General features: G+C 69.5%; 12 protein-coding genes and 3 pseudogenes. 6 read left to right on the forward strand and 9 right to left on the reverse strand.

The genetic code is table 11. The features are described from left to right. Nucleotides 1-205, reverse strand: a pseudogene (locus M2271_RS11560) (short-chain dehydrogenase); the annotation flags it as partial. 50 nt (nt 206-255) lie between these two features. Then, entirely contained in the window at nt 256-1,176 is a 921-nt protein-coding gene (locus tag M2271_RS11565; protein ID WP_280887062.1) for a class I SAM-dependent methyltransferase, read from the reverse strand. A gap of 109 nt (nt 1,177-1,285) precedes the next feature. Here M2271_RS11565 and M2271_RS11570 point away from each other — a divergent pair. Further along, nucleotides 1,286-1,408, forward strand: a pseudogene (locus tag M2271_RS11570) (phytanoyl-CoA dioxygenase); the annotation flags it as partial. 23 nt (nt 1,409-1,431) lie between these two features. Here M2271_RS11570 and M2271_RS11575 read toward each other — a convergent pair. Next, nucleotides 1,432-3,156: a glycoside hydrolase family 6 protein gene (locus M2271_RS11575; protein ID WP_280887063.1), complete on the reverse strand. Its 1,725-nt coding sequence runs from the start codon at nt 3,154-3,156 to the stop codon at nt 1,432-1,434. A 284-nt stretch (nt 3,157-3,440) separates the two neighbouring features. Further along, complete coding sequence (locus M2271_RS11580) at nt 3,441-4,913, reverse strand: cellulase family glycosylhydrolase (RefSeq protein WP_280887064.1); 1,473 nt, start codon at nt 4,911-4,913, stop codon at nt 3,441-3,443. A 250-nt stretch (nt 4,914-5,163) separates the two neighbouring features. Between M2271_RS11580 and M2271_RS11585 the strand changes: the two genes are divergently transcribed. Next, nucleotides 5,164-8,079: a glycoside hydrolase family 48 protein gene (locus tag M2271_RS11585; protein ID WP_280887065.1), complete on the forward strand. Its 2,916-nt coding sequence runs from the start codon at nt 5,164-5,166 to the stop codon at nt 8,077-8,079. A gap of 148 nt (nt 8,080-8,227) precedes the next feature. Next, nucleotides 8,228-8,542, forward strand: a pseudogene (locus tag M2271_RS11590) (cellulose-binding domain-containing protein); the annotation flags it as partial. Nucleotides 8,543-8,720: 178 nt separating this feature from the next. On the opposite strand, the gene M2271_RS11595 reads toward M2271_RS11590, so the two are convergent. The 3 genes from M2271_RS11595 to M2271_RS11600 form a co-directional block, all read right to left on the reverse strand. Continuing rightward, nucleotides 8,721-10,538: a rhamnogalacturonan lyase gene (locus tag M2271_RS11595; RefSeq protein ID WP_280887264.1), complete on the reverse strand. Its 1,818-nt coding sequence runs from the start codon at nt 10,536-10,538 to the stop codon at nt 8,721-8,723. Nucleotides 10,539-10,656: 118 nt separating this feature from the next. After that, a complete protein-coding gene (locus M2271_RS42505) occupies nt 10,657-11,217 on the reverse strand; it encodes a GH32 C-terminal domain-containing protein (RefSeq protein WP_348539165.1) in 561 nt (186 codons plus the stop codon). Continuing rightward, nucleotides 11,106-12,155 (reverse strand): glycoside hydrolase family 32 protein, encoded by a 1,050-nt coding sequence (locus M2271_RS11600; protein WP_348539160.1) that lies wholly within the window; start codon nt 12,153-12,155, stop codon nt 11,106-11,108. Before M2271_RS11600 ends, M2271_RS42505 begins: the two co-directional genes overlap by 112 nt. Here M2271_RS11600 and M2271_RS11605 point away from each other — a divergent pair. Continuing rightward, nucleotides 12,148-12,519 carry a substrate-binding domain-containing protein gene (locus tag M2271_RS11605; protein ID WP_280887066.1) on the forward strand — a complete coding sequence of 124 codons (372 nt, stop codon included), beginning with the start codon at nt 12,148-12,150 and terminating at the stop codon, nt 12,517-12,519. The genes M2271_RS11600 and M2271_RS11605 overlap by 8 nt on opposite strands. 27 nt (nt 12,520-12,546) lie before the next feature. Here the strand turns inward: M2271_RS11605 and M2271_RS11610 are convergent, their stop codons facing one another. Then, nucleotides 12,547-12,852 (reverse strand): 4a-hydroxytetrahydrobiopterin dehydratase, encoded by a 306-nt coding sequence (locus M2271_RS11610; protein ID WP_280887067.1) that lies wholly within the window; start codon nt 12,850-12,852, stop codon nt 12,547-12,549. A 219-nt stretch (nt 12,853-13,071) separates the two neighbouring features. On the opposite strand from M2271_RS11610, the gene M2271_RS11615 reads away from it, so the two are divergent. Both M2271_RS11615 and M2271_RS11620 read left to right on the forward strand, forming a co-directional pair. Then, the gene (locus M2271_RS11615) at nt 13,072-13,941 is read left to right on the forward strand and encodes a helix-turn-helix transcriptional regulator (RefSeq protein ID WP_280887068.1); all 870 of its coding nucleotides are present in this window, start codon (nt 13,072-13,074) and stop codon (nt 13,939-13,941) included. 139 nt (nt 13,942-14,080) lie between these two features. Then, a complete protein-coding gene (locus M2271_RS11620) occupies nt 14,081-14,944 on the forward strand; it encodes a helix-turn-helix transcriptional regulator (RefSeq protein WP_280887069.1) in 864 nt (287 codons plus the stop codon). A 47-nt stretch (nt 14,945-14,991) separates the two neighbouring features. Here M2271_RS11620 and dnaK read toward each other — a convergent pair whose 3' ends face one another. After that, entirely contained in the window at nt 14,992-16,884 is a 1,893-nt protein-coding gene (gene dnaK / locus M2271_RS11625; RefSeq protein ID WP_280887070.1) for a molecular chaperone DnaK, read from the reverse strand. Between the last annotated feature and the right edge of the window lie 102 nt (nt 16,885-16,986).

Here is a 16,986-nt window from a genome sequence, read left to right on the forward strand (position 1 = left end):
TTAGTTGGGCTGCCCGATCGGCCGTATGACGACCCTGTTGACGTCGACGCCGACGGGCTGCCCGACGGCCCGCCCACACGATCGAGTCGGCGATCTGGTCGGCGGTGAGCAGATGGCCGGGCGGCAGACTGCCGTAGCTGTCCCAGAACGGAGTCTCCACCCGGCCCGGCGCGATCAGCGTCACGCCCACCCCGAACTCGGTCACCACTCTCCAAGTCAAGGGCGACTGAGGGTGCCGGGCACCGACGGTGGGTCTCAGCCCGTTCGCTCCGCCGGGTGCACCGTGCGCTCCGCCGTGTACACCGTGTGCGTCGCCAGTACGAAGAGGTCCCGCCGCCGGTGCACGCTCGCCGGGTCCTCGGGATCGAGCAGCCGGTCGAGGGTGGCGCGGTCGGTGGCGTCGAGGCGGTCGCCGAAACCGTCGCGCAGACGGGAGAGGACGGCGGTGACATAGGCGCGGGCCCGGTCCGTGGTCGGCGCGGGCAGGTCGAGCTGGAAGCTGCGCGTACCGGTGTGCCGCAGACCCGCGGCGGCCATCAGTCCCGGCCAGTCCTCGGTCTCGGCGACGGTACCGGGCAGGTCCGCGCGCATCCGCGCGAACCACTCCTCCTCCAGCACGTCCAGCCGGGCCTGCAGCCCGGGCCGGCCGATGCCGAGGTCACGGGGCAGGAAGCGGGCGGGCAGGCCGCCCTCCATCAGCGCGAGGGTGCCGCCGGGCGCGAGCCGCGCGGCGAACGCGGCGATCGCGGCCCGCTGGTCGCCGAGGTGGTGCAGACTGCGGCCGGCCCACAGCAGGTCGGGCGGGTAGTCCAACGCGTCCAGCACACCGGGCAGTTCACCGGCGAGGATGTCGAAGCGGTCGGCGACGCCGAGCCTCGCGGCCCGGGTGCGGGCCCGCTCCAGCAGCGACTCGGCGCTGTCCACGGCGACCACCCGGGCGCCGGGAAAGGCGTCGGCGAGCAGACAGGAGACGACACCGGGGCCACTGCCCGCGTCGACGATCAGCCCGGGCTCGGTCTGCTTGTGCCCGAGCCAGGCCAGGGCCCGCTCGTACAGGGGCGTGAACAGCTCCGCCTGGGACTCCAGCATCGGGGCCATCTCGCCCCAGTCGACATCGGTGTGGTCGTGGTGGTGTCGGCTGCGGTCCTGGTGATCGTGCAGATGGTCGTGCGCCATGGTGGCCAGCCTCTCGTCGCGCTGGGGCCAGCGTGCGCCGACGCACCGCACGGGGGCTACTGATGTTGCCGCGATGGCAACAAACCGACGGCGGAGAGGGCGGGCAGCTACCTTCCCGAGGGTGGCGCAGCCGCCGCTGGATCCGGCGGTGCCCTTCGATCTGGAGCGGGCGGACGGGGACCACTCCGCTGTGGAGTTCGCGATCCGCCGGGGTCTGGCCCGCGAGGGCTGACTCCGGCGGATCACGTCAGGGTGTCACAGCGCCGGGTAGGCGTTCTTCATCAGCTCCTGGAACTGGGCCGAGAACCAGTGCCCGGAGACCGGGGCGTTGGGCAGGGCGCCGGACAGGTTGTTTCCGTTGCGCGGGTTGCCCGTGTAGGTCGGGTCGCACATCCGGTCGAAGCCCTTGCCCTCGTCGTTCGGGATGGCGCTGCTGGAGCCGTCGGACTCGCCCGGAGGCTTCATCCAGACGTAGGCGTCGATTCCGGCGGCGGGGGCGGCCTGGGGGCGTTCGCCGAGGCCGGCGCCGGACTGGTTGCACCAGTTGCCGATGTGGATACGGCGGTCGTATCGCCCGCCGTTGATGTAGGTGTCCACGTCGGTCGTGGCGCCCGGGCCGGTCGGCCGTGCGGTGCCGCCCCAGCCGTTGCGGGAGGTGTCGATCAGCATGCCGATACCGGAGTTGAAGCCGGTCGACACCAGTTGGTTGCGGAACGCCTGGGCGAAGGACAGCTCGTCGACGTACCGGTTCCAGTCGACCCACTTCGACTCGCGGACCGACTTGCCGGCCACCGAGTCGTTGATGGTGAAGTTGTTCTCCTTCAGGGCGCTGTAGTTGGCCGTGTTGGTGATGAAGCCGTGGACGTCGTTGACGGTGGCGCCCTCGCTGGTGGCCGCCTCCTTCATCACGGTGGCGCTGGCGGCGAAGTTGTCGTCCCAGCCGATCCAGCCGTGGTGCCCGGCGTCGATGTAGTTGTAGACGTTGGGCACGTCACCGAGCTTGTTCAGGGCGTAGCCGACGCCCTTCTGGTAGTTGCCGTTGGCCTTCATCACATCGCACTGCGGGGTGGCGGTGGGCCGGCCACTGGTGTTGGTGACGAGGTTGGGCAGCGAGTCGATCTCGATGGTGGTGACGATCCGCAGCCCGGCGTACTTGGTGTCGGCGAGGATCGCCTTGATCGGGTCGATGTACTGCGTCTTGTACTTGTCGATCTCCGTCGGGCCGAGCTCGCCGTTGGAGGCGAGGGCGGAGCAGTCGCGGCCGGGCAGGTTGTAGATCACCAGCTGGACGACGAGTTGGCCGGAGCCCTTCTGCTTCAGTGCCTCGTCGAGGTGGGCGCGCAGGCCCATCCCGCCGTTGACGCCGTTGATCGCGGCGATCCGGTCGAGCCAGACGCCGGTGGGCTGGTTGGCGATCCGGCTGCCGCCCGGCTCGGCGGCGGCCTTCGCGGACCACTCCGGGTTCACGTACACCTTGGCGCCGCTGTAGGGGTTGTCGACCCGGGTGCCGCCACCGGGGTCCGTCGGGTCAGTGGGGTCGGTGGGGCCGGTGGGGCCGCCGTCGACGTTGCAGGTCACGCCGTCGAGAGTGAAGGCGGCCGGGATCGCGTTGGTGCCGCTGTAGGTGCCCTGGAAGCCGAAGCTGACCGAACCGCCGGTGGCCAGCGAGCCGTTGTAACTCTCGTTGGCCGCGGTGACGGCGGCGCCACTCTGGCTGAGCTTGGCGCTCCAGCCGCTGGTGACCTTCTGGTTGCCGGCGTACGACCACTTCACCGACCAACTGGACTTCGCCGCACTGTTGTTGGTGACGGTGACGTTGGCGGTGAAGCCGGTGTCCCACTGGTTCTGCACCTTGTAGTCGACGGTGCAGGGTGCGGCGGCGGCGGTGCCGACGGCGCCGGGAACGACGGCGAACGCCGTCCCGGAGGCCCCGGCGACCAGCGCCAGGGCGGCGAACATCGCGGTTCTGGTACGACTCATGAGCGCGGGTTTCCTTCTCGGTTGTGGGCGACTCGATTGCGGACTGACTCGGTTGCGGACTGACTTGGTTGCGGACTGACTCGGTTGCGGACTGACTTGGTTGCGGACTGACTCGGTTGCGGGCCAGGCTTGGTTGCGGGCCGGCTCGGTTGCGGGTGACTCGGTTGCGGGCCGGCTCGGTTGCCGGTGGCTCGGTTGCGGGTGACTCGGTCGCGGGGCCGGCTTGGTTGCCGGTGACTCGGTTGCGGGCCGGCTTGGTTGCCGGTGACTCGGTTGCGGGGTTGTCAGCTGTTCAGGGCGCGCAGATGGTCACGCAGCCCGGCGCCGTACGCGGTGGGCGTACCGTCGTAACGGGAGATCAGGGACGGACCGGTGCCGCAGTCCCAGGTGTTCCAGGTCCAGCCCAGGTAGGACAGGCCGCGGTCGTCGAACCACTTCATGACCTGGTCGACGAAGCCGTGCGAGCAGGTGTTCTCGCCGATCTCCCCGGCCACGAGCGGTACTTGGGCGGCGACCGGGGCGAGCGTGGAGTTCCAGCAGCTCTCGTTGGCGCAGGTGTTGAAGTTGTACACGTGCCAGGCGGCGGCGAGATTGCCCGCCGGGTCGGTCGGCCGGTACGTGAGCCACTGGCTCAGGTCGTTGGAGTACGCCAGTCCGCCGGCCAGGATGAGGTTCCTGGCGCCGGTTCCCCGGATCGCGTCGACGAGGTCCTGCATGCCGGCGACCTGGTACCCGATGCCGGGACAGGTGCCGCCGTCCCGCCAGCACTGCCACGCCTGGGTGGTCGTGGCGGTGGCGCGGTCCGGGTAGGGCTCGTTGAACAGGTCGAAGCCGACGGTCGCGTCGTCCTTGAAGGTGTTCGCCACCGAGGTCCAGAAGGCCGGCGAGTACTGCAGGTCGGGCATCGGCTTCTGGCAACTGGCGTGCACGTCGGAGCAGCCTGCGGAGTTGCCGGTGTACTGGCCGTAGGACCAGTGCAGTTCGAGCAACGGCGTCATACCGTGCGCCTTCACCTTCGCCACCAGGTCCTTGACCGCGTCGATGTAGTGGGCGCCGGCGTACTGCGGTTGGATGTTGGAAAGGCCCAGCCAGCACTCCTCGTTGAGCGGGATACGGACGGTGTTGGCCTTCCAGTCGGCGATCGCCCTGACGGAGGCGTCGTCGACCGGGCCGTCCCAGATGCCGCGGCCCTGCACGCACATGAACTCGCCGCCGGAGCGGTTCACACCGAGCATGCGGCGGGTCGCGCCCGAGGCGTCGACCAGCCTGTTGCCCACGACGCGAAGGACAGGGGCCGTGCCGTCGCCAGGGGCGGGTGGATCGGTCGGATCGGTCGGCCCGGTGTCGGCGTTGCAGGTGGTGCCGTTGAGCTTGAACGAGGTCGGTACGGCGTTGCTGCCCGACGAGGAGGCGACGAACCCGGCGCTGACGCTCGCGCCGGTGCCCAGCTGCCCGTTGTAGCTCTCGTTGGCCGCGGTGACCGTCGTCCCGGACTGGGACCACTTGGCGTTCCAGCCCTGGTTGACCTTCTGGCCGTTCGCGAAGTCGAAGGCGAGCTGCCAACTGCTCACGCCGGCCGTGTTGTTGGTGATCTTCACGGTTCCCTGGAAGCCGCTGTCCCACTGGCTGGTGACGGAGTACTCCACCGAGCAGGCGGGGGCGGCCCCGGACGCCGTGACTGCCGTAACCGTCATGGACCCGATAAGAGCGAGGGCGCCGGTGACGGCTAAAAGTACTGAACGCGGAGGGTGTCGCATGAGCGACTCCTTGCAGATCAGCGCGCCGTGACAGACGCGTCGACTGATGGAATCGCTCCCACTGGTGTCAAGGAAGGTAGCGCCACGTGACGGCAAAGAACAGAGGGGTAGCCGACTTTCCCTCGACACCGCTCATCGAATCTTTTCGACTCTTCAAGCATCTTGACCCCTCTCACCCCCGTCCCCACTATGGGAGCGCTCCCACTGGTTCAAGCCTTGACTTCTCCGAGCCGCAAGGAGGAACCAGCACATGTCCCCCAGGAAGAGACGCCGGGCCACTCGGCGTATCTGGACCGCTGCCCTGGCGGCCCTCGCGCTGCCGCTCGCGATGCTGAGTACGGGTTCGACTCCTGCTCAGGCGGCGCCGCTTCAGTGCAGCGTCGACTACAAGACGAACGACTGGGGCGCCGGTTTCACCGCGGATCTGACGATCACCAACCGCGGCACGGACGCCGTCAACGGCTGGACCCTGACCTACGGCTACGCCGGCAACCAGAAGCTGGCGAACGGCTGGAACGGCGTCTGGTCCCAGTCGGGCCAGGCGATCACGGTGAAGAACGCCTCGCACAACGCCACGATCGCCGCCGGCGCGGCCGTCTCCGCGGGCGCGCAGTTCAGCTACAGCGGCACCAACGCGGCGCCGACGAACTTCGCCGTCAACGGCACCAGCTGCACGGGCGCGCACCAGCCACCCATCACCGTGCTGACCAGCCCCGCGGCGGGCGCGGTCTACACGCAGGGTGCCGCGGTCCCGCTCGCGGCGACCGCCGCGGCCGCGGACAACGCGACCGTCAGCAAGGTGGAGTTCTACGACAACACCACCCTGCTCGGCACGGACACCAGCGCGCCCTACTCGCTCTCCGCCTCCGGCTTGACCGTGGGCAGTCATTCACTGCTGGCCAAGGCGTACGACAGCCTGGGCGCGTCCGCGGAGTCCACGCCGGTCGGCATCACGGTCGCCTCGGGTCCCGTCGTGGTCGCCTCGACCAGCCAACTGGCCGTCCAGCAGGGCAAGACGGCGACGTACGACGTGAAGCTGTCGACGCAGCCGTCCGCCAATGTGACCGTGACGACCGCCCGCACCACGGGCAACTCGGGCCTCACCGCGACCGGCGGGGCGTCGCTCACCTTCACGCCCTCGAACTGGAGTACCGCGCAGAAGGTGACGATCACAGCGGACTCGTCCGGTACCGGCGCGGCGACCTTCGAGTCGACGGCCACCGGTCACGGCAAGGCCTCGGTGACGGTCACCCAGATCGCCGCGTCGAAGGAGTACGACGCCCGGTTCCTGGAGCTGTACGGCAAGATCACCAATCCTGCCAGCGGCTACTTCTCGCCCGAGGGGATCCCCTACCACTCGGTCGAGACGCTGATCGTCGAGGCACCGGACCAGGGACATGAGACCACGTCGGAGGCGTACAGCTACCTCCTGTGGCTGCAGGCCATGTACGGCAAGGTCACCGGCGACTGGACCAAGTTCAACGGCGCCTGGGAGATCATGGAGAAGTACATGATCCCCACCCACGCCGACCAGCCGACCAACTCCTTCTACAACGCCTCGAAACCGGCGACGTACGCACCCGAGCTGGACACCCCGAACGAGTATCCGGCGAAGCTCGACAACTCGGTCCCCGTCGGTTCGGACCCGATCGCCGGTGAGCTGAAGAGCGCCTACGGCACGGACGACGTCTACGGCATGCACTGGCTGCAGGACGTCGACAACGTGTACGGCTACGGCAACTCGCCCGGCACGTGCGAGGCGGGCCCGACGGACACCGGACCGTCGTACATCAACACCTTCCAGCGCGGCGCGCAGGAGTCGGTGTGGGAGACGGTGCCGCAGCCCACCTGTGACGCCTTCAAGTACGGCGGTACGAACGGGTACTTGGACCTCTTCACGGGTGACGCGTCCTACGCGAAGCAGTGGAAGTTCACCAACGCCCCCGACGCCGACGCGCGTGCCGTCCAGGCCGCGTACTGGGCGGACGTCTGGGCCAAGCAGCAGGGCAAGGGCGGTGACGTCTCGGCGACCGTCGGCAAGGCCGCGAAGATGGGTGACTACCTGCGCTACTCGATGTACGACAAGTACTTCAAGAAGATCGGCAACTGTGTCGGACCGTCGACCTGCCCGGCCGGCACCGGCAAGGACGCCTCGCACTACCTGATGTCCTGGTACTACGCCTGGGGCGGCGCCACCGACGCCTCGGCGGGCTGGGCCTGGCGCATCAGCTCCAGCCACGCCCACGGCGGCTACCAGAACCCCCTCGCCGCCTACGCACTCAGCTCCTACGCCGACCTGAAACCCAAGTCGGTGACAGGGCAGGCGGACTGGGCCAAGTCGCTCGACCGGCAGCTGGAGTTCTACCGCTGGCTGCAGTCGGACGAGGGCGCCATCGCGGGCGGCGCGACCAACAGCTGGGCGGGCCGGTACGCGACCCCGCCCGCCGGGAAGTCCACGTTCTACGGCATGTACTACGACCAGCAGCCCGTCTACCACGACCCCCCGTCCAACCAGTGGTTCGGCTTCCAGGCCTGGTCGATGGAGCGAGTGGCCGAGTACTACCAGCAGACCGGCGACGCGGACGCCAAGGTCGTCCTCGACAAGTGGGTCGACTGGGCGCTGTCCAAGACCACGATCAACCCGGACGGCACCTACCGGATCCCCTCGACACTCCAGTGGTCGGGCCAGCCCGACACCTGGAACGCGTCAAGTCCCGGCGCCAACAGCGGACTTCACGCCACCGTCGCCGACTACACCAACGACGTCGGGGTGACCGCCTCGTACGCCAAGACCCTGACGTACTACGCGGACCGCTCCGGCGACACCCAGGCGGCGAGCACGGCGAAGGCGCTCCTCGACGGCATGTGGAACAACGACCAGGACGGCCTGGGCATCGCCGTCCCGGAGACCCGCGCCGACTACAACCGCTTCGACGACGGCGTCTACGTCCCCTCCGGCTGGACCGGGACGATGCCGAACGGCGACGCGGTCAACTCCTCGTCCACCTTCGAGTCGATCCGGTCCTTCTACAAGAACGACCCGGCCTGGTCGAAGATCGAGGCCTATCTGGCGGGCGGAGCCGCGCCCTCCTTCACGTACCACCGGTTCTGGGCCCAGGCGGACATCGCCACGGCCATGGGCTCGTACGCGGAGCTCCTCGAATAGTCCCCGCCAAGCGCTCCGCGGGTCGGGCGGTACGTGAGCTGTGGGCCCCGTCTGTGGCTGGTCGCTCCCACGCGGCGAAGCCGCAGATCGATACAGCAGCGCCCGTCTCCGGAGCGCTTGAGAACTCCGCGCGCGCGGTCTCGTCACCTGCTCGGTGACGTACAAGGTCACCAACCAGTGGTCGGGCGGCTTCCAGGCGGACGTGCGGCTCACCAACACCGGGTCGGGGGCCTGGAACGGGTGGTCACTGGGCTGGACCTTCACCGACGGCCAGAAGGTCACGCAGGCCTGGAACGCCGAGGCCGCGCAGTCCGGCACGGCGGTGACGGCGAAGAACGTCGGCTGGAACGGGGCCGTGGCGGCCGGCTCGTCGGTGGGGTTCGGGTTCACCGGGAGCTGGTCGGGGAGCAATCCGAAACCGACCGTGTTCAAGCTGGGCGACCAGAACTGCAGGGTCGGCTGAGTCCGTGAGGCGCCCCCGTCCGGACACGGGTTCGGACGGGGGCCGGGCGAGGGCCGGGCGAGGGCCGGAGGGGCTGTGCCGGAGCCGCGCGGGGACTGCTTCACACCGCCGGTGAAGATCGCCGTCTCCGAGTCGACGTCGGGGGCGGGGGCGGCCTCGGCCTGCGGTTCTCAGCGGCTCATGGGGTGTGGACCGTCGGCCGCGGTGCCGTCGCCATCCCGTTGCCGAGGAAGAAGCTGGGGTGCGGCGGCTGATTGTACGCCGTATTCTGCCAGGCGAGTGCCGTGCGGTACATCGTGTCGTGCAGCAGCGTCGTGATCCTGGTGCCGGTCTCGACCGGGGTCGAGTAGATCCGCAGGGCCGTGTTGTCCGAGGTCGGCCAGACGGCCTCCTCGCGCCAGTCGCCGAGGATGTCCCCGGACAGGGACGGGGTCGCCTTGGTGCCGTTGTTGGAGTGGACTCCGGAACCGGTCAGCAGGCGGGTGTCGCCCGAGGTGCCGTACTTGTCGATGTGGGTGCCGTCGAGGAGTTCGCGGACGGTGTCGCCGTCCCACCAGCTGACGAAGTTGGTGCTGGAGGGCTCCCTGCCGAGGGAGGCGCCGGTCGCCGAGCGCAGGGTGGTGTCCGAGGCGGACCATGCCTCGGCGCCCGCGCTGCCGGCGTAGATGTCGGCGGCGACCCCGCGGCCGTTGTCGGCGCCGGAGACGGTCTGCCACAGCATGCTGCCGGTGCGCGCGTCGGCCATCCAGGAGCCCGGCTTGCTGGTCTCCTCGTCGACCTTGAAGTACTCCAGGCCCGCCCGGGAGGGGTTGAGGTCGCCGAGGTGGGCCGCGTCGCCGTGGCCCTGCTTCGTCGTCCACAGCCCGGAGCCGTTGTCGTCCACGGTCATGGCGCCGTACACGATCTCGTCCTTGCCGTCGGCGTCGACGTCACCGACCGACAGGGCGTGGTTGCCCTGCCCGTCGTAGCCCTTGCCGCTGTTGGTGGAGGAACCGGTGTCGAAGGTCCAGCGGCGGGTGAAGGCGCCGCCCCGCCAGTCCCAGGCGGCGATGACCGTACGGGTGTAGTAGCCCCGGGCCATGATCAGGGAGGGGCGGGAACCATCGAGGTAGGCCGTCCCCGCGAGGAAGCGGTCGACGCGGTTGCCGTACGAGTCGCCCCAGGAGGAGACCGTGCCGCGGGCCGGGACGTGGTCGACGCTCTGCAGGGCCTTGCCGGTCCGGCCGTCGAACATGGTCAGGTACTCGGGGCCGGACAGGACGTAGCCGCTGGAGTTGCGGTGGTCGGCCGAGGAGCTGCCGATGACCGCGCCGGTGCCGTCGACCGTGCCGTCGGCGGTCTTCATGGCGACCTCGGCCCTGCCGTCGCCGTCGTAGTCGTACGCCTGGAACTGGGTGTAGTGGGCGCCGGAGCGGATGTTGCGGCCCAGGTCGATCCGCCACAGCCGGGTGCCGTCGAGCTTGATCCCGTCGACGAAGGTGTTGCCGGTGTAGCCGGACTGGGAGTTGTCCTTGGCGTTGGTGGGCTGCCACTTGAGGACGAAGTCGAGGGCGCCGTCCCCGTCGAGGTCGGCGACGGAGGCGTCGTTCGCCTCGTAGGTGTAGGCGACGCCGTCGGGGGTGGTGCCGCCGGCGGGCGGGGTGATCGGAACATCCTTGTAGCCGGTGCGGAGTTGGACGGCGTGCACGGAGTCGGCCTGTTCCACGCCACCGACGACCGCGCGGACCGTGTAGTCGGCCTGGGCGGGTGCGCCGGAGTGGAAGTAGTTCGTGGAGCCGGTGACGGGCGTGGAGTTGACCTTGGTACCCGCACGGTAGACGTTGAAGGAGACGTCGTTCGGGTCGGTGCCGAGCCAGCGCCAGCTCACCAGGTTGCCGGCGTCGGTGTGCACGCTGACGACTCCGCGGTCGAGCTTCTCGACCTGGCGGGCGGTGGCGGCCTCGGCGGTGTCGGCGGTGGTCAGTCCGGCGCCGACGAGGGTCGCGGCGGCGGTCACCGCGGCGAGCAGCGCGCGGCGTCTGCGGTGTGCGGGAGCGAGCGGCCGGGGTTGCGGGTGCGCGTGCGGGTGCTGCACGGGACGAACCTCCTGGGGGACGGACGGATTCCGTTCCCTGTCAGTCGCCACCGCGCGGGCTCGGGTTGCCGCCCCTCCCGGTCGATTCACCGATCCTGACCGGCACCGGTGCCTGGGGCATTCCGCCCGGATTCAGGTTCCATGCCTCGACGGTGAAGTCGCCGCGGCCGGTGCCTGTCGTGCGGGCCTGCAGCCGCCAGGGTCCGTCGGCGAGCGGATAGAACCTGAGGGTGAGAACCTGGCCGTCGGCGAGATGGATCTCGGCGATCGAACGGTCCACGATCACGCGGAACTCGACGGGAGCGCCGGGAGCCGCCGCGGCCGGGCACGGAACGACGTACGAGCCGCCGCGCGCCCGTGCGTCCAGTGATGCGTGGCCGCGGTCGACGGTGAGTCGGCCTGCGGTGGGATCGATGGTGATGTCGAGGTACTCGGTGCCGTCCGCGGAGGTGACCAGGCGCAGGCCGCTGGTGCCCGTGGGGTCGGGCGTCAGGACGGCGGTGAGGTCGAAGGTGCCGCTGATATGGCCGAGTTCGGCTGTCTCGGACCGGCTGAGGTGTCCGGTGCGGTGCAGTACACGTGCGCCGCGCAGGGCGAGCAGTTCGCGGCGGGGCGTTGGACGACCGTGCCGTCGGCGGTGAGGGTCACCTCACGGGGGAGGGTGAGGACGCCGGCCCAGCCGGCTTCGTCCACCCAGTCGGCGTCGCGGGCCTCCCAGGCCCAGCCCCACAGCAGCCAGCGGTCTTCTTCGGGTGCCTTGAGCAGGGCGGGGGCGTAGAAGTCCGGGCCGTGGTCCAGCGGTACCGGCGGTGCGGACGCCGTGAAGCGGCCGTCTTCCTCCCTGCCGGTGTGGACCGTCGTATGGCTGGGGCCTCCTTGCGGGGTCCAGTCGCTGACGATCAGGACGGCGCGGTCGCCGAAGGTGGCGTATTGAGGGCATTCCCAGCCCACCGCTTCGGCCGTGGAGGCGGGCCTGCTGGAGTGGAAGGGACCCCGATAGCCCCAGTTCTCCAGGTCGTCCGACTCGTAGAGAAGTGCCGCGCCACGGCCGTCGGCGAGGGCGGAGCCGACCAGCATCCGCCAGCGGCCGTCCTGCTGCCAGACGTAGGGGTCCCGGTACATGGTGGTGTCGGCCGGTGGCTGTGGGATGAGCAGCTCAGGCCGCCTGGTCCAGGTGTGGCCGCCGTCGTGAGACTCGGCGGTGGTGACCGGCTGCCACCAGCGGTCGGTGCGGTGGGCGGAGTAGAAGGCGACCAGGCGGCCGTCGGCGGAGATCGCGTTGCCGAAGAAGCAGCCGTCGGCGTCGTAGCCGTCGGGGGTGAGGGCGAGGGCCACCGGGAGCGGTTCCCAGTTGATCAGGTCGGGGCTGCGGAAGTGGCCCCAGTGCATGGTCGCGTGCTGCGGTCCGTGCGGGTTGTACTGGAAGAACACGTGGTAATGGCCCTCGTGGAAGACCAGCCCGTTGGGGTCGTTGATCCAGTTGCGGGGCGGTCGCAGGTGTACGGCGGGCAGGTGAGGGTCTGCGGGCGGCGTGGACACACGGGACCTTTCGAAAGGTGCGGCAAGGCGCAGTGGGGGCGGAGCAGGAGAGAGCCTGCTCGCGGCGGGCCATCGGCCCCGGGCGCTCGTGTGCCTGACCGACCGGGTGTCACTGGGCGCCTACCAGGCGCTCGCTGACGCAGGTCTTTCGGTGCCCGGCGACGTGTCGGTGGTCTCCTTCGACGACCAGGACATCGCGTCCGCACTGCGCCCGGCACTCACCACCCTGAAACTGCAGCACTACCAGCTCGGCCGCCTCGCTGTGGAGCTGATTCTCGGCGATGGGCCGCTCCAGGCAGCCGTACACCGGGTGCCCCTGCCGCTTCGGGAACGCGCCTCCATCGGCGCCCCCGCCCAGGGCTGATCCCCGCCGGGCAGCGCTGTACCGGTGTCACTGGGCCCCGTGGCCTGGGGCGAGCGCCTCCACCTTCCGTGCGAGCTCGAAGTCCAGCTCGGTCACCGCGCCGCCCGCACTGTGCGTGTTCACGCTCAGGGACAGCGTGTTGTAGCCGAGGGTGAGGTCGGAGTGGTGGCCGAGTTCCTCCTGGACCTGGGCGATGTGGACGACCATCGCGGTCGCGGCGAAGTGATTGCCGAGCCGGTAGGACCGAGTGAGACGGTCACCGTCGATCGACCAGCCGGGCAGCTCCGCGAGCCGGTCCTCGATCTCCTTCTGTGACAGCGGTTCCACGGGCATGACCTCGCTCCTTCCTGGATGCCGGGTGCTTCTTCAGCCTGCCACAGGTGGGCTGCTTCGGTCCTGGTCAGGAAGGTTCCCGCTGGTCAGCCGGGCAGCCGTCCGTTCGTGGTGGCGGAGACCGTTTCCTCTGCCTGACCGTCGTGCAGGCGGAGACCGTTCCTCTGCTGCCGTCGCCGTCCATGTGCCGGGTGCCGTTCCTCGACTACGGTCGTCCGTATGACCACTGTCGCCCCCGGAAGCGCCGCGCCCGCCGCCACCCCCGCCGACCAGGGCGTCGGTCCCCTGCTGCGGGCGTGGCGGGAGCAACGGCGGGTCAGTCAGCTGGAGTTGGCGTTGCGGGCGGACTCCTCGGCCCGGCACATCAGCTTCATCGAGACGGGCCGCTCCAAGCCGAGCGAGGATATGGTGCTCAGGCTGGCCGAGCACCTGGACGTGCCCGTCCGGGAGCGCAACGCGCTGCTGCTGGCGGCCGGTTACGCGCCCCGCTACCCGCACACCCCGCTGGACGACCCGGCGTTGGCCGCCCTGCGCGAGGGACTGCAGCGGCTGATCCAGGGCTACGAGCCCTACCCGGCGCTGGTGGTCGACGCGCTGTACAACGTCGTCGCGGCCAACCGGGGCGTCCTGATGCTCCTGGACGGCATCCCGGAGTCCCTGCTCACCCAGCCGCTCAACGCCATGCGGCTGACTCTGCACCCGGAGGGGCTGGCGCCGCGCATCCGCAACCTGCGTGAGTGGCGCGGGCATCTGCTCGCACAGATGGGACGGCAGATCGCCCTGCACCGCTCGCAGCAACTGCGGGCGCTGTACGAGGAGGTCGCGGCGTATCCGGTGCCGGAAGCCGGGGCGGAGGCTGAGACGGAGGCTGAGACGGAGGCGCCGGAGGAGGGTGGGGAACCGGCGGAGTCCGCCCTCTGCTTCGCGTTGCCGATGCGGATCGAGCACGAGGGCCGGACGCTGTCCTTCGTCTCCTCCATCTCCACCTTCAACACCCCGATGGACGTGACCGTCGCCGAACTGGCCATCGAGACACTGCTCCCGGCCGACCCGGCGACCGTCAAATACCTTCACTCGCTGCTTCCCTGACGGGCCCCTGGCCGATCACCCACGAGGTGAAGGAGCCGCGGAGTAGCGCGGCAGTGACACAACAGCGGCTGTGAGCGCTGAGACTGATGACGGAGCATGAAACACTGCGTCGACCTTCGACGCGTAGGGGAGGCGTGGGGTGAGTGAGCGGCGTCCTGCGCCCACCGTGGGTCAGGTGGTCCTGGGCAGGCGGCTGCAGGAGCTGCGGGAGAGCGCCGGCCTCAGACGCGAGGAGGCCGCGCGGAGGCTGCGGGTGGCCCCCGCGACGATTCGGCGGATGGAGACGGCCGACGTCGCCCTGAAGATCCCGTACGTGCAGGTGCTGCTGGAGACGTACGGCGTCCCCGAGGACGAGACGGCCGCGTTCGTCGCGCTGGCCGAGGAGGCGAACCAGCCGGGCTGGTGGCAGCGCTTCCACGACGTGCTGCCGGAATGGTTCAGCCTCTATGTCAGCCTGGAGGGAGCCGCGCAGATCATCCGCTCCTACGAGCCGCACTTCGTCCCCGGCCTGCTGCAGACCGAGGACTACGCCCGCGCCGTCATGGAGGCCGGGACGATAGGGCAGACAGGGCCGGAGACGATCGAGCGGCATGTGTCGCTGCGGCTGGCCCGACAGCGCCTGCTGGAGCGGCCGAACCCGCCCCACCTGTGGGTGATCATGGACGAGACGGTGTTGCGACGACCCGTGAGCATCCACGGCAAGGTCATGCGCGACCAACTGGACGCCCTCCTCCAGTTCGCCGAGGGCGACCGGGTCACGCTCCAGATCGCGGAGTTCGAGCAGGGCCCGCATCCTGGGACGTACGCACCCTTCTCCCTCTTCCGCTTCGCCGAGCCGGAGCTGCCCGACATGGTCTTCACCGAGTACCTCACCGGCGCCCTCTATCTCGACTCCCGCCGGGAGGTCGCCACGCATCTGGAGGTCCTGGACCACATGTCGGCGCGGGCGGCCTCGGCGGAGCGCACGAAGCAGCTGCTGCGGGAACGGCGCGAGGACTTCTGAGCGGAACCCGGTCAGGCGGCCCAGCCCAGCCCAGCCCATGAGCACTGTCAGGCCGCCCCGCCCTTCTGGTCCTTCCCGTCCTTCTCGTCCTTCTCGTCGTCGACGATCTCCGCGTCCACCACGCCCTCCTCGTCCTGCGGTGAGCCGTGCCCGTCGGAGGCGTCCTCCGGCGGAGATTGCGGGGCCTGGGCATACATGGCCTGGCCCATCTTCTGACTGACGGAGGCGAGTCTCTCGACGCCCGTGCGCAGGGCGTCGGTCTCCGCCTTCTGTTCCAGGAGCCGCTTGACCTCGGCGACCGCTGTCTCCACCTCCCCCCTGGTCTCGGCCGGGACCTTGTCCTCGATCTCGCGGTTCTCGCGGACGAACTTCTCGGTCTGGTAGACGAGTTGTTCGGCCTGGTTACGGGTCTCCGCGGCCTCCCGGCGGGTGCGGTCCTCCTCGGCGTACTGCTCGGCCTCCCGCATCATGCGGTCGATGTCGTCCTTGGGGAGGGCGGAGCCGCCGGTGACGGTCATCTTCTGTTCCCGGCCGGTCGCGAGGTCCTTCGCCGAGACGTGCATGATCCCGTTCGCGTCGATGTCGAAGGCGACCTCGATCTGCGGCACGCCCCTCGGCGCGGGCGGCAGGCCGGTGAGGTCGAAGACGCCGAGCTTCTTGTTGTACGCGGCGATCTCACGTTCGCCCTGGTAGACCTGGATACCCACCGAGGGCTGGTTGTCGGCGGCGGTCGTGAAGATCTCCGAACGGCGGGTGGGGATCGTGGTGTTGCGTTCGATCAGCTTCGTCATGATGCCGCCCTTGGTCTCGATACCCAGGGACAGCGGGGTGACGTCGAGCAGCAGGACGTCCTTCACGTCACCGCGGATGACGCCGGCCTGGAGAGCCGCGCCGACGGCCACGACCTCGTCCGGGTTGACGCCCTTGTGCGGGTCCTTGCCGGTGAGTTCCTTGACCAGGTCGGTCACCGCGGGCATCCGGGTCGAGCCGCCGACGAGGATGACGTGGTCGATCGCGGCGAGCTTGATACCGGCGTCCTTGACCGCCTGGTGGAACGGGGTCTTGCAGCGGTCGAGGAGGTCGGCGGTGAGTTCCTGGAACTGGGCCCGGGTCAGCTTCTCGTCGAGGTGCAGCGGGCCCTCGGCGGACGCGGTGATGTAGGGCAGGTTGATGGTCGTCTCGGAGGAGCTGGACAGCTCGATCTTGGCCTTCTCGGCGCTCTCGCGCAGCCGTTGCAGGGCCATCTTGTCGTTGCCGAGGTCGACGTTCGTCTGCCCCTTGAAACGTTTGACCAGGTGCTCGACGATCCGCTGGTCCCAGTCGTCGCCGCCGAGACGGGTGTCGCCGTTGGTGGCCTTGACCTCGATGACGCCGTCGCCGATCTCCAGCAGCGACACGTCGAAGGTGCCGCCGCCGAGGTCGAAGACGAGGACCGTCTGCTCCTCGCCCCGGTCGAGTCCGTAGGCGAGGGCGGCGGCGGTCGGCTCGTTGATGATCCGCAGGACGTTCAGGCCGGCGATCTCCCCGGCCTCCTTGGTGGCCTGCCGCTGCGGGTCGTCGAAGTACGCGGGCACGGTGATCACGGCGTCCGTGACGTCCTCGCCGAGGTAGGACTCCGCGTCCCGCTTCAGCTTCTGCAGCACCCGCGCGGACAGCTCCTGTGCCCGGTAGCGGGTGCCGTCGACCGCGCCCTCCGCCGGGAACCGCCAGGTCGCTTCGCCCATGTACCGCTTGACCGAGCGGGCGGTGCGCTCCACGTTCGTCACCGCCTGCCGCTTGGCGACCTCGCCGACGAGCACCTCGCCGCTCTTGGCGAAGGCCACGACGGACGGTGTGGTCCTGGCCCCCTCCGCGTTGGCGACGACGGTGGGTTCACCGCCCTCCAGCACGGCCACCACCGAGTTCGTGGTCCCGAGATCGATTCCGACCGCACGTCCCATCGCTGTCCCCTTCCGGCGCCAGGGAGCCTCCCCATTCCAGCACAAAACCTGAGTGCCTACTTGTCAATGGGAGGTCCTGTCAAGGGACGGGTACCCAGGCTC

Origin of the sequence: Streptomyces sp. LBL (assembly GCF_029893585.1) — a bacterium.
In the GTDB taxonomy this organism is placed as follows: domain Bacteria; phylum Actinomycetota; class Actinomycetes; order Streptomycetales; family Streptomycetaceae; genus Streptomyces.

Bases quoted from the DNA above. Each gene is read 5' to 3' on its own strand.
- M2271_RS11565 (WP_280887062.1), bottom strand. From the start codon at position 1,176: ATGGCGCACGACCATCTGCACGATCACCAGGACCGCAGCCGACACCAC.
- M2271_RS11575 (WP_280887063.1), bottom strand. From the start codon at position 3,156: ATGAGTCGTACCAGAACCGCGATGTTCGCCGCCCTGGCGCTGGTCGCC.
- M2271_RS11580 (WP_280887064.1), bottom strand. From the start codon at position 4,913: ATGCGACACCCTCCGCGTTCAGTACTTTTAGCCGTCACCGGCGCCCTC.
- M2271_RS11585 (WP_280887065.1), top strand. From the start codon at position 5,164: ATGTCCCCCAGGAAGAGACGCCGGGCCACTCGGCGTATCTGGACCGCT.
- M2271_RS11610 (WP_280887067.1), bottom strand. From the start codon at position 12,852: ATGCCCGTGGAACCGCTGTCACAGAAGGAGATCGAGGACCGGCTCGCG.
- M2271_RS11615 (WP_280887068.1), top strand. From the start codon at position 13,072: ATGACCACTGTCGCCCCCGGAAGCGCCGCGCCCGCCGCCACCCCCGCC.
- dnaK (WP_280887070.1), bottom strand. From the start codon at position 16,884: ATGGGACGTGCGGTCGGAATCGATCTCGGGACCACGAACTCGGTGGTG.